The sequence below is a fragment of the Gordonia crocea genome (assembly GCF_009932435.1).
Classification (GTDB): Bacteria; Actinomycetota; Actinomycetes; order Mycobacteriales; family Mycobacteriaceae; genus Gordonia; species Gordonia crocea.
Genome location: NZ_BJOU01000001.1, coordinates 1008156 through 1019041, shown reverse-complemented (window position 1 = coordinate 1019041; position 10886 = coordinate 1008156). Strand labels below are relative to the sequence as shown.

The 10886-nt window shown below is 69.8% G+C and carries 12 protein-coding genes; 7 read left to right on the top strand and 5 right to left on the bottom strand.

What is annotated here, in order from left to right; all coding sequences use genetic code 11:
* Nucleotides 1-50 precede the first annotated feature (50 nt).
* From nbrcactino_RS04900 to nbrcactino_RS04890, 3 genes are read left to right on the top strand one after another with little or no spacing between them, the layout of a single operon-like run.
* Nucleotides 51-686, top strand: a complete 636-nt coding sequence (locus nbrcactino_RS04900) for a TetR/AcrR family transcriptional regulator (protein WP_161926344.1) — start codon at nt 51-53, stop codon at nt 684-686.
* 23 nt (nt 687-709) lie between these two features.
* Nucleotides 710-1960 (top strand): alanine racemase, encoded by a 1251-nt coding sequence (locus nbrcactino_RS04895; RefSeq protein ID WP_161926343.1) that lies wholly within the window; start codon nt 710-712, stop codon nt 1958-1960.
* Entirely contained in the window at nt 1957-3270 is a 1314-nt protein-coding gene (locus tag nbrcactino_RS04890) for a D-arabinono-1,4-lactone oxidase (protein WP_161926342.1), read from the top strand. Before nbrcactino_RS04895 ends, nbrcactino_RS04890 begins: the two co-directional genes overlap by 4 nt.
* A gap of 19 nt (nt 3271-3289) precedes the next feature.
* Here the strand turns inward: nbrcactino_RS04890 and nbrcactino_RS04885 are convergent, their stop codons facing one another.
* Nucleotides 3290-3733 (bottom strand): hypothetical protein, encoded by a 444-nt coding sequence (locus nbrcactino_RS04885; protein WP_161926341.1) that lies wholly within the window; start codon nt 3731-3733, stop codon nt 3290-3292.
* 88 nt (nt 3734-3821) lie between these two features.
* Nucleotides 3822-4553 carry an enoyl-CoA hydratase gene (locus nbrcactino_RS04880; protein ID WP_161926340.1) on the bottom strand — a complete coding sequence of 244 codons (732 nt, stop codon included), beginning with the start codon at nt 4551-4553 and terminating at the stop codon, nt 3822-3824.
* Nucleotides 4554-4611: 58 nt separating this feature from the next.
* On the opposite strand from nbrcactino_RS04880, the gene nbrcactino_RS04875 reads away from it, so the two are divergent.
* The gene (locus tag nbrcactino_RS04875) at nt 4612-5049 is read left to right on the top strand and encodes a hypothetical protein (RefSeq protein WP_161926339.1); all 438 of its coding nucleotides are present in this window, start codon (nt 4612-4614) and stop codon (nt 5047-5049) included.
* Between the two features lie 33 nt (nt 5050-5082).
* Here nbrcactino_RS04875 and nbrcactino_RS04870 read toward each other — a convergent pair whose 3' ends face one another.
* Nucleotides 5083-5451 carry an FKBP-type peptidyl-prolyl cis-trans isomerase gene (locus tag nbrcactino_RS04870; RefSeq protein ID WP_161926338.1) on the bottom strand — a complete coding sequence of 123 codons (369 nt, stop codon included), beginning with the start codon at nt 5449-5451 and terminating at the stop codon, nt 5083-5085.
* 5 nt (nt 5452-5456) lie between these two features.
* Nucleotides 5457-6770, bottom strand: a complete 1314-nt coding sequence (locus nbrcactino_RS04865; protein ID WP_161926337.1) for a citrate synthase — start codon at nt 6768-6770, stop codon at nt 5457-5459.
* Between the two features lie 117 nt (nt 6771-6887).
* On the opposite strand from nbrcactino_RS04865, the gene nbrcactino_RS04860 reads away from it, so the two are divergent.
* From nbrcactino_RS04860 to nbrcactino_RS04850, 3 genes are all read left to right on the top strand, one after another.
* The gene (locus nbrcactino_RS04860; protein WP_161926336.1) at nt 6888-7553 is read left to right on the top strand and encodes a 5-oxoprolinase subunit B family protein; all 666 of its coding nucleotides are present in this window, start codon (nt 6888-6890) and stop codon (nt 7551-7553) included.
* Nucleotides 7550-8416 (top strand): 5-oxoprolinase subunit C family protein, encoded by an 867-nt coding sequence (locus nbrcactino_RS04855; RefSeq protein ID WP_161926335.1) that lies wholly within the window; start codon nt 7550-7552, stop codon nt 8414-8416. The genes nbrcactino_RS04860 and nbrcactino_RS04855 overlap by 4 nt, the downstream gene beginning before the upstream one ends.
* Nucleotides 8417-8567: 151 nt before the next feature.
* Nucleotides 8568-9644: an oxygenase MpaB family protein gene (locus tag nbrcactino_RS04850; RefSeq protein ID WP_161926334.1), complete on the top strand. Its 1077-nt coding sequence runs from the start codon at nt 8568-8570 to the stop codon at nt 9642-9644.
* On the opposite strand, the gene nbrcactino_RS04845 is transcribed toward nbrcactino_RS04850, so the two are convergent.
* Nucleotides 9598-10884: an MFS transporter gene (locus nbrcactino_RS04845; protein WP_161926333.1), complete on the bottom strand. Its 1287-nt coding sequence runs from the start codon at nt 10882-10884 to the stop codon at nt 9598-9600. The two genes, nbrcactino_RS04850 and nbrcactino_RS04845, sit on opposite strands and share 47 nt — an antisense overlap.
* Nucleotides 10885-10886: the final 2 nt, after the last annotated feature.

Here is a 10886-nt window from a genome sequence, read left to right as displayed (position 1 = left end):
GACTGTCTTGGAGCCGATCCGACGACGAGTTCAGGTCTGAAAGGTGGAACATGGCGCGGATGACGGTCGAGCAGCGCAGGGACGCGCTGGTCACTGCGGCCCACCGGGTCATCGCCGACCACGGCGTGGAGGGCGCGACGACGCGCCGGGTATGCGCCCAGGCGCAGATGCCGTTGGCGAGTTTCCACTACGCCTTTGAATCGCGGACCGCGCTCCTGGCCGCGGTGATCGACCAGGCGGTCCCCCGGGATCTGACCTCGCTGGCCGACGAGATCCGTGAGGACACCCCGCCGGGCGGCCTCGTCGGTGTCGAGCGAGAAGTCGCCCAGTCCTTCCAGAACATGTACAACCTCCTCGTGCTGGACCCGGGGCGGTTGCAGGCCACCGTGTCGCTGGCCCTCTACTCGCACAACCACCCGGAGCTGCACCAGGCCGGCCGGCAGATGTGGGACCGGCTTTGCGCCATCGCCTCGAACACGCTGAGCACCATCGCGGCCAAGCACGGCACCTCCTGGTTGAAGACCACCGACGAGCTCGGGCCCCTGCTGATCGCCGCGACCAATGCGATCACGATGACCTATCTGACGACCGGCGATGAGGCCATGACCCAGGACGTGATCGCCGGCTCCTCCCGATGGATGATGTCGTACGCCTCCGCCGAGGCCGAGCCCGACACCGCGCCATAGCGCCGCCGACTAGATTTGGTGCCATGAGCACCGACCGACCCGTCTGGGTCGACGATCCACAGTCCTATTGGGCGGCGATCGACGCCGCCGTGCGCGCCGCGCGGTTGCCGTCGCCGGTGCTGGCCGTCGACGCGATCGCCCTCGAACACAACATCGCCGACCTGGCCCGCCGGGCCGGCGGGGTGCCGATCCGCGTCGCCAGCAAATCGCTGCGGGTGCGGTCGGTGATCAGCGACATCCTGCGGCGCGACGGCTTCGCCGGAGTGCTCGCCTACACCGTCGACGAGGCGCACTGGCTCGCCACCGCGGCCGAGATCCCCGACGTCCTGCTCGGTTACCCGTCCACCGATCTCGGCGCCATCGAGCGGCTGGTCGCCGACGACACCGCCCGGTCCCGTGTGACCCTGCTGGTGGACTCCGTCCAGCACCTCGACCTGATCGACCGGGCCGTGCCCCCCTCGGCCCGCCCGGAGGTGCGGGTTGCCATCGACCTCGACGCCTCGCTGCGCTACGCCGGCGGGCTGGTGCACCTGGGCGTCCGGCGCTCCCCGGTGCACTCGGTGGCCCAAGCCCGCGACCTGGCCCGCACGATCACCGGACGGCGTGGATTCCGGCTGGTCGGTGTCATGTCCTACGAGGCACAGGTGGCCGGCCTGGCCAACGACGCCGAGGGTTCGGCGTTGCGCAACAAGGCAGTCGGGCTGATCCAGACTCGGTCGATGAATGAACTGCTGCAGCGGCGGGGCAAGGCCATCCGGGCGATCGGCGAATACGCCGAGTTGGAGTTCGTCAACGCCGGCGGTACCGGGTCGCTGGAGGCGACCTCGGCCGACCACTCGGTCACCGACATCGCCGCGGGCAGCGGGTTCTTCGGCGGGCACCTGTTCGACGGCTACGCACACTTCCGACCGGCGCCGGCCATGGGATTCGGACTCGACGTGGTGCGCCGACCGGCCCGCGACATCATCACCGTCCTCGGCGGCGGATGGATCGCCTCGGGACCGCCGGCGGACGATCGTCTCCCCAAACCGGTCTGGCCCCAAGGGCTTTCGTATGTCGGCAGCGAGGCAGCCGGCGAGGTACAGACCCCGCTGCGCGGTGCGGCCGCTCGATCGGCCCAGATCGGCGACCGGGTATGGTTCCGCCACACCAAGTCCGGCGAGCCGGCCGAACACGCCAACGAAGTGGCCATCATCGACCGTGGCGCCGACGGCGGCCCGCGCGTCATCGACGTCGTCCCGACCTATCGGGGAGAGGGGAAGTGCTTCCTATGACCGGAACCACCGCGCACTGGCAGAACTGGGGCCGTACCGAGTCCGCCGACCCGACCGTGCAGACCCCGGCGACCGTCGACGAGGTGCGCGCGATCGTCGCGCAGGCCCGCGCCACCGGGCACCGGATCAAGCCGATCGGCGCCGGCCACAGCTTCAGCGGCATCGGGGTGCCCACCGATATCCAACTCCGGCTGTCGGGGTTGCGCGGCATCGTCTCGGCCGATCCCGACGCCTCGCGGGTCACCCTCGCCGCAGGCACCCACCTGCACGAGATTCCGGCCCTCCTGGCACCGATGGGCCTGGCCATGGCCAACCTGGGAGACGTCGACCGGCAGACCATCTCCGGCGCCACCTCCACCGGCACGCACGGCACCGGCCTGGCCTTCGGCGGCATCAGCACCCAGATCGTGGGCGCCACCCTCGTCGACGGCCGCGGCGAAACCGTCACCGTCGCCGAGGGCGAACCCGACCTGGCCGCGGTTGCCCTGGGCCTCGGGGCCCTCGGCGTCCTGGTCGACATCACCCTGCGGGGCGTCCCGGCCTTCCACCTGCGGGCCGACGAGGCCCCCGGCCGGTTCGACGACGTCCTCGCCGGTTGGTCCGATTCAATCTCCTCGATCGACCACTACGAGTTCTACTGGTTCCCCCACACCGACTGCTGCCTGACCAAGACCAACACGCGGCTGCCCACCTCGGCGGCGCCCAGCGGGCCGTCCCGGGTACGGCGCTACATCGACGACGAGGTGCTGTCGAACAAACTCTTCGGACTGCTCTGCGCCGTCGGGCGGTCGGTGCCGACTGTGGTCCCCGCCATCAACCAGCTCAGCGGCCGCGCACTGTCGGCGCGCACCATCGTCGACTCGTCGACCAACGTGTTCATCTCCGACCGCGCCGTGCGGTTCCGGGAGATGGAGTACGCCATCCCCGTGGCCGAGGTCCCCGAGGCGCTGCGCGAGATCCGAGCCATGATCGACCGGCGCCGCTACCGCGTGAGCTTCCCGATCGAGGTGCGCGCGGCCGCCGCGGACGAGCTGATGCTGTCCACGGCGGCCGGGCGCGAGAGCGGCTACATCGCCGTGCACCGCTATTACCGTGATGACCCCGCCGACTCGGCGGCCTATTTCGCCGACGTCGAAGAGATCCTGACCGGGCACGGCGGCCGCCCCCACTGGGGCAAGATGCACACGCGCGATGCCGAGTACCTCCGCACGGTGTACCCGCGGTTCGACGAGTTCCGCGCGGTGCGCGACCGGTATGACCCCGAGCGCGTCTTCACCAACGACTACCTCGCCCGCGTGCTCGGCGACTGACCGCCGTGCGACGGTCGGGTCAGCGCTTGGCGAAGGCGATCAGCGCCGCACCGGCGGCCGCGATGACGGCACCGGCGGTGACGACGTACACGCCGGTCGTCGTCGAGAACCCCTCACCGGCGGGGGCGAACAGGGCGTAGCCCGCTCCGACCAGCGCCGCCGCGGTGGCGAAGACCGTCGCCTTCTGCCACTCGTCGGTGTACTTGCCGATCAGTCGTGCGACGGCGACGATGATGAGCACGATCGCACCCGCGAGTGCCGCCCAGTGCAACTTGCCGGAGTGGAACTCATAGGTGTGCGGCGACACGTTTCCCAGCCCGGAGACCGTCACCCCCTCGTCGGCCTTCTCCCACCAGGTGAGCAGGTAGGACGCCAGGGTGATCACGGCACCGATCAGCACGACGATCGCACCGATGGAAAACCCTTGGTAGACGGCTGGCTTGGACTCGACCTGATCGGTCATTGACGATTCCCCTCACAACGTGGCCGGCCCGGGCGGACGCCCGGATCCCGACGCGCCCCCTCGGGCGCGCCGGCCAGGTTACGACAGGTCAGCGACCGTGGAAAACCGGCGTCCGTCGTTCGGTTCGTGCGGTGCGCCCTTCGGCGAGGTCCTCGCTCGACCACGCCCGCATCATCGCCTCGAGCCGGTCCTCGGGCGCCGCGTCGCGCGCCCCGTCGCCGTTGAGCACGAGCTTGTAGTGCTGCAGGGTCAGCGGTGCCAGCGCCGCGATCGTCGCCGCCCACTGCTGCGCCTGCTCGAGGTCGCCGATCCGGTTGGCGAACCCCACCGACAGCGCACGGTCCGCGGTGAGCGGCTCACACCCGATCAGCATGCCGCGGGCGTGGCCGGCACCGACGAGGGAGACCAGGCGGCGAATCGTCCACTCGTCGACGGCGACGCCGATCTTCGCGGCCGGGATACCGGCCAGCGCCTCGGGGACCATGACGCGCAAGTCGGCCGCCATGGCCAGCTGCAGGCCCGCACCGAGTGCGGCGCCGTTGAGCGCGGCGATCACCGGAACCGGCGTCGACTCGATCTGCTGCAAAGTGATGACGAGTTGATCCAGGAAGTCCTTGTCGTAGACCGGCCCCGACAAGTCCGCACCCGCACAGAAGACCGAGCCCCGTCCGGTGAGCACGATGGCGCGCGCACCACCGTCGACTGCGGCCGCGAAAGCCTCGGCGAGTCCGCTGACCATCTGCTCGTCGAGCGCGTTGCGCTTCGACGAACGGTCGAGTTCGATCGTGACGACTGAATCCGATGTTGAGCTGTGAATCATGGCCGATAACCTACCGCCCCGAGCCCGGGGACGCCGGGTATGGCTAGACTTCCTACCCATGCGCAAGCCGATCCTGGGAATGACCGCTGTGGCTGCTTTTATCGGTGTGGGCGCCTTCGTCGGCGTCGCCACCGCGGGCGAGGCCGACGCCAGCTGGCGTTACCCCGGCAAGGGCGACCTGATCACCTTCGACGTCTATTCGGACACGACGTGGACGACGGTGTCGTACTTCAACGGCGGCAATATCCTGCGCCAGCGCCACTTCAACTTCCGCCAGGACGAGCGCCTGCCGGACGGCCGCTACCACCGGACCATCTCGTTCCGCAGTGCGGTTCCGCAGCAGATCCTCGCGGTGAAGATCTCGCAGGAGGGCAAGCGCGCCAGCTGCAAGCTCACCGTCAACCACAAGCTGAAGATCGCCCGCACCGGTTACGGCGAGCGCGCCACCGCGACCTGCGCGATGCGCAACGACCGGCCGCCGCAGCCGTTGAGCTGACAGCGTGCCGGTCGGTTGCTGAGGTAGTGCGGCTCAGCTGACGCCGAGCAGGTCGATCACAAAGACCAGGGTCTTGCCCGACAGCCGGTGACCGGCGCCCTCGGGGCCGTAGGCGAGCTGCGGCGGGACCGTCAGGCGGCGGCGTCCGCCGACCTTCATGCCGGGGATCCCCTCCTGCCAGCCCGGGATCAGGCGCTGCAGCGGGAAGGCGACGGACTCGCCGCGCCCCCACGACGAGTCGAACTCCTCGCCGCTGTCGTACTCGACGCCGACGTAGTGCACGTCGACCGTCGAGCCGGGCAGGGCCTCCTCCCCGTCGCCGACGACGATGTCGCTGATTTCCAGCTCCGCGGGGGCCGGGCCCTCCGGGAACTCGATCTCGGGCTTGTCCAGGTTCGCCATGATTGTTACCGCTTTCCCATCTCGACGTAGTCGCGCTCGGTGTAGCCGGTGTACAGCTGGCGCGGGCGGCCGATCTTCGTGGTCGGATCGTTGTGCATTTCGCGCCAGTGGGCGATCCAGCCGGGAAGGCGGCCCAGCGCGAACAGCACGGTGAACATGCGCGTCGGGAAGCCCATCGCCCGGTAGATGACGCCGGTGTAGAAGTCGACGTTCGGGTAGAGCTTGCGCTCGATGAAGTAGTCGTCGTTCAGGGCGACCTCTTCCAGGCCCTTGGCGATGTCGAGCAGCTCGTCGGAGACGCCGAGGGATTCCAGGATCTGGTCGGCGGTCTTCTTGACGATGGCCGCGCGCGGGTCGTAGTTCTTGTAGACGCGGTGCCCGAAGCCCATGAGCTTCACACCGTCTTCCTTGTTCTTCACCCGGCGCATGAAGTCGGCGGTGTCGCCGCCGCTGCGCTGGATGTCCTCGAGCATCTCGAGCACCGCCTGGTTGGCGCCGCCGTGCAGCGGTCCCCACAGCGCGTTGATGCCGGCCGAGACCGACGTGAAGAGGTTGGCCTGCGACGAGCCGACGAGGCGCACCGTCGACGTCGAACAGTTCTGCTCATGGTCGGCGTGCAGGATGAACAACATGTCCAGGGCCTTGGCGACCTCGGGGTTCACCTCGTAGGGCTCGGCGGGGAAGCCGAAGGTCAGGCGCAGGAAGTTCTCCACCAATCCCAGCGAGTTGTCCGGGTAGAGGAACGGCTGCCCGACCGACTTCTTGTAGGCGTAGGCCGCGATGGTCGGCAGCTTGGCCAGCAGGCGGATCGTCGACAGTTCGACCTGCTCGGGATCCTTGGGGTCCAGCGAATCCGGGTAGTACGCCGACAGCGCGTTGGCCGCCGAGGAGACGACCGGCATCGGGTGCGCGTTGCGCGGGAAGCCGTCGAAGAACCGTTTGAGGTCCTCGTGCAGCAGGGTGTGGCGCTGGATCCGCTCGGTGAAGTCGTCGAGTTGGGCCTGCGTCGGCAGCTCACCGTGGATCAGCAGGTAGCTGACCTCGATGAACGTCGACCGCCCCGCCAGCTGGTCGATGGGGATGCCGCGGTACCGGAGGATGCCGGCGTCGCCGTCGATGTAGGTGATCGACGATTTGGTCGCCGCCGTGTTGACGAATCCTCCGTCGTAGGTCGTCAACCCGGTTTGCGCCAGGAAATTACCCAACGCCACCGAATCGCTTCCCTCTGTTGCGGGAAGAATCGGAAGCTCCAGCTGCCCACCGGGGTAGGTGAACGTCGCTGAGGCTGCGTCGGTCGCTGTGCTGTTTTCAGCGGACACGAGGACCCCTTTACTCAGGTGAGAGTTTCACCTACAAACTAGCCTCTCGCCGCGGAGCCCGCCGCACGCGGGTCGCGTTCGCGGGCTCGGCGAACCGCCAGCGGCTAGGTTGGTCGCATGCGGGAGCGACCGGCCGGACGAGGAGCAGTGCTGCTGGACTTCGACGCCACCCCCTCCCCTCGGGCGGCGGCGGCCGATGCCGCGGTGGCCCTGCGGGCGGCGGTCGACGCGGGCGCCCTGCCCGGTGTCGTCGACATCGTGCCGGCCGCGACGACGATCCTCGTCCAGGGCTCGCCGGCGCACGGGATCGACGATCTGGCGCTGCACCGGGCGTTGCGGGCCGAGTCGGACCGGGCTGCCGAAGTCCCCGCCGACGAGGTCGTCATCACGGTGCACTACGACGGCCCGGACCTGCACGACGTCGCCCGCGAACTCGGCTGGACGACCGGGGCGGTCGTGGCCAGCCACACCGGCACGCGGTGGCGCGTGGAGTTCATGGGATTCGCCCCGGGGTTCGGCTACCTGGTCCCCGACGATCCGCAAGACCGGTGCCCGCCGTGCGAGCTGCCCCGCCGCACCGAATCCCGGCCGCGCGTCGGCGCCGGGTCGGTCGCGGTGGCCGCCGGCTACTCCGCGGTCTACCCCGGGGTCAGTCCCGGCGGCTGGAATCTGTTGGGCCACACCGAGGCCCGGCTCTGGGACGCAGCCGCCACTCCCCCGTCGCCGTTGGCCGCCGGCACGTTCGTGTGGTTCCGCGACGCGGCCGGGGAGTCCGGGCGATGAGCTCGGTGACGGTGCTGGCCACCGGACCGCTGGCGACCGTCCAGGATCTCGGGCGCGGCGGCTACGCCCATCTCGGCGTACCCCGGTCCGGTGCCGCGGATCGGGAATCCCTGCGCCTGGCCAACCGGCTGGTGGGCAATCCCGAGGACCTGGCCGCCGTCGAGATCACCCACGGCGGGTTCGCCATGCGGGCCGACGGGGACCTCACCGTCGCGGCCACGGGCGCGCAGGCCGGGCTCGTCGTCGGCGACCGGCCCACCGGGCCCAACGCCACCGTCGTCGTGCGCGACGGCCAGCACTTGCGGGTCGCGGCACCGACGCGCGGCTGCCGGGTCTACCTCGCGGTGCGCGGCGGGTTCGACGTCGAGGCGGCCCTGGGGTCGCGCTCCACCGACACCCTGTCGGGATTGGGGCCCGCCCGGCTGGCCGTCGGCGACCGGCTCGCCGTGGGGGCCGCCGCCGGCGAGTGGCCGGCAACCCAGTGGGCCCCTCGACCGGGTCCCGATGGACTGACCGTCACCCTCACCGCCACCGTCGGGCCGCGGGCCGATCGTCTGGCCGATCCCGAGGCCCTCTTCACCGGGACCTGGACGGTCAACCCGGCGAGCAACCGGGTCGGCGTGCGCCTGGACCGCCTCGACGGCCCCGCCCTCGAGCACCTGCCCGGGTTGCCCGAACTGCGGTCCGAGGGCATCGCGCATGGTTCGGTCCAAGTCCCGCCGAGCGGTCAGCCGGTGCTCTTCGGCCCGGATCACCCGGTGACCGGCGGTTACCCGGTGGCCGCCGTGTTGACCGCCGAGTCACTCGACCGCGCCGGCCAGCTCACCCCCGGCGACGTCGTGCACCTGCGCCTGGTCGACTAATCGCCGACTGGGCCCTCATTTCCGCCGACTGGGCCCTCAATCTCGTCGACTGGGCCCTCATTTCCGCCGAGTGGGCCCTCAATCTCGTCGACTGGGCCCTATCGGAACAGGCCGTTGACTACTCGGTGAGACGGATCTAGACTTTCGTCTCATGACCGAGGTGCTCGAACCAGCCCAGACCGCCGCCGTCGACGACTACGACCCGGCCGCTTCGACCAGTCTCCCCGAAATCGGCCCCGAATCGGCCACCTTCCGCTTCTTCGGCGACTGGCGCGGACTGTTCATGGGCCTGTGGTCGGGATCGATGCAGAACATGCACCCCAAACTCGCCGCCGGGGTCTGGGAGCACTCCGACTTCTTCGGCGAGCGCTGGGAGCGCTTGTTCCGATCGATGTACCCGATCGGCGGCGTCGTCTTCGACCCCGACCCGGAGAGCACCGGCCGCGAGGTCCGCGACTACCACCTGACCATCAAGGGCCAGATGGACGACGGCGGCCGCTACCACGCACTCGACCCCGACGTCTTCTACTGGGCCCACGCCACCTTCTGGTACGGCAACATCCGGTGCGCCGAGGTGTTCGGCCCCCGGATCAGCGAGGCCGACAAGCGGCAACTCTTCGAGGAGTCACGCACCTGGTACTCCCGCTACGGGGTGTCCATGCGCCCGTGCCCGGACACCTACGAGGAGTTCCTGGCGTACTGGGACCACATGTGCCGGTACGTCCTGCGCGACCACGCCGCCGTTCGGACCGTCTTGGACATCACCAAGCTCCCGCCGCCGCCGTGGATGCCGTCGTGGACCCCGAAGTGGCTCTGGCGGATCCAGGCCGCTCAGGGCCAGAAGGCCTTCATGTGGATCACCACCGGCCTCTACGACGAACCGATCCGCGAAATGATGGGTCTGACCTGGACCCGGCGCGACGAGGTGGTGTTTCGCCTCTTCGGCAAGGCCGTCGCCGCCGGGATGAACCTGGTCCCCGCCCGCTATCGGCGCCACCCGCGCGCCCGCGACGCCGATGACCGGGTCGCCGGCCGCGTTCCCGCCGACGCGCCGCTGCTGGAGAGCCCGGAACGCAACATGCCGACGGGCGCCGAGGCCCAGAACCCGATCCACTACTGCCCGGTCCACGCCACCCGGCGCGCCAACCTGCCCTGGCAGTCCAAACGAGGCCTGACCGCACTCAGTCGGGCAGCCGCCCGACGCTCGGCGTCACCCGGTAGCGGATGAAGACCGGGACGGCCAGCGCGGCGACGATCGTCAACACGACGACGGCCAGCCCGCCGCCGGCCGTCGCGACCGCGGTCCCGGCCACCGCCGCGACCCAGCCGTGGCCCACATCGGCCAACCGCGGCCCACCCGCCACGACGACGATGAACACACCCTGCAGTCGTCCGCGCACCGAGTCGTCGGCCGCCGACTGGAGCATCGTCATCCGGAATGCCGAGGACACCATGTCCGCGGCGCCGCCGACCACCAGCGCCACGACGACCAGGGGCAGCATCGGCGCCCAGTTCCCGTCGGCGAAGAACAGCGCCGCGCCCGCGACGGCCACCGCCGCTCCCCAGATCACCACGCAGACGACGACGGCGAGTCCCTGCCGACTCACCCGCGACACCCAGCCGGAGAAGATGCCGCCGAGCACGGCGCCGAAGGGGATCGCCGCGAACAGCAGCGCGACCTGCCAGCCCCCGTCGGTCTGACCGCCGAAGTTTTCATGCGCGATCTGCGGGAAGAGGATGCGCGGCATGCCGAAGACCATCGCGATGAGGTCGACGACGAAAGACATCAGCAACACCTTGTGCCCGCGCAGGTAGCTGAAGCCGTCCAGGATCGAGCTCAGGCCCACCCCCGGACGCGGGCCGTCGACGGTTTCGGGCACCAGCGACGGCAACCGCCAGACCGCCCACATGGTGGCCAGCAGCGACAGGCTGTCGATCAGATACATCAGCGAGAAGCCCAGCACCGGTACCAGCACGCCGCCCAGCAGCGGGCCGACGATGGCACCGGCCTGCATCACGGTCATGTTCAGCGAGTTCGCCGCGGGCAGCTGCGCCAACGGCAGGATGCGCGGGAGGACGGCGCTGCGGGTCGGCTGGTTGACCGCGAAGAATGCCTGCTGTACCGCGAACAGGGCGAGCAACACCCACACGTTGTTCCACCCGGCCGCCGCCTGCACGAAGAACAGGAAGGCCGTGACGATGAGACCGGTCGTCGTGACGAGGAGGATCGTGCGCCGGTCGAAGACGTCGGCCAGCGCCCCGCCCCACAGCCCGAAGACGATGAGCGGAACCAGACCGAACAGGCCGGTCAGTCCGACGTAGAGCGAACTCTCGGTGATGGCATAGATCTGCAGCGGCACCGCGACGACGGTGAGTTGGGCACCGATGACCGTGACGATGTTCGCCAGCCACAGGTGCCGGAAATCGTCATTGGCCAGCGGCCGGGTGTCGGCCAGAAAGCGCCGCACCG

Excerpts from the sequence above, each read along its gene's own strand:
- nbrcactino_RS04855 (WP_161926335.1), top strand. The coding sequence starts at position 7,550 with ATGAGCTCGGTGACGGTGCTGGCCACCGGACCGCTGGCGACCGTCCAG.
- nbrcactino_RS04850 (WP_161926334.1), top strand. The coding sequence starts at position 8,568 with ATGACCGAGGTGCTCGAACCAGCCCAGACCGCCGCCGTCGACGACTAC.
- nbrcactino_RS04880 (WP_161926340.1), bottom strand. The coding sequence starts at position 4,553 with ATGATTCACAGCTCAACATCGGATTCAGTCGTCACGATCGAACTCGAC.
- nbrcactino_RS04895 (WP_161926343.1), top strand. The coding sequence starts at position 710 with ATGAGCACCGACCGACCCGTCTGGGTCGACGATCCACAGTCCTATTGG.
- nbrcactino_RS04860 (WP_161926336.1), top strand. The coding sequence starts at position 6,888 with ATGCGGGAGCGACCGGCCGGACGAGGAGCAGTGCTGCTGGACTTCGAC.
- nbrcactino_RS04870 (WP_161926338.1), bottom strand. The coding sequence starts at position 5,451 with ATGGCGAACCTGGACAAGCCCGAGATCGAGTTCCCGGAGGGCCCGGCC.
- nbrcactino_RS04885 (WP_161926341.1), bottom strand. The coding sequence starts at position 3,733 with ATGACCGATCAGGTCGAGTCCAAGCCAGCCGTCTACCAAGGGTTTTCC.
- nbrcactino_RS04875 (WP_161926339.1), top strand. The coding sequence starts at position 4,612 with ATGCGCAAGCCGATCCTGGGAATGACCGCTGTGGCTGCTTTTATCGGT.
- nbrcactino_RS04890 (WP_161926342.1), top strand. The coding sequence starts at position 1,957 with ATGACCGGAACCACCGCGCACTGGCAGAACTGGGGCCGTACCGAGTCC.
- nbrcactino_RS04900 (WP_161926344.1), top strand. The coding sequence starts at position 51 with ATGGCGCGGATGACGGTCGAGCAGCGCAGGGACGCGCTGGTCACTGCG.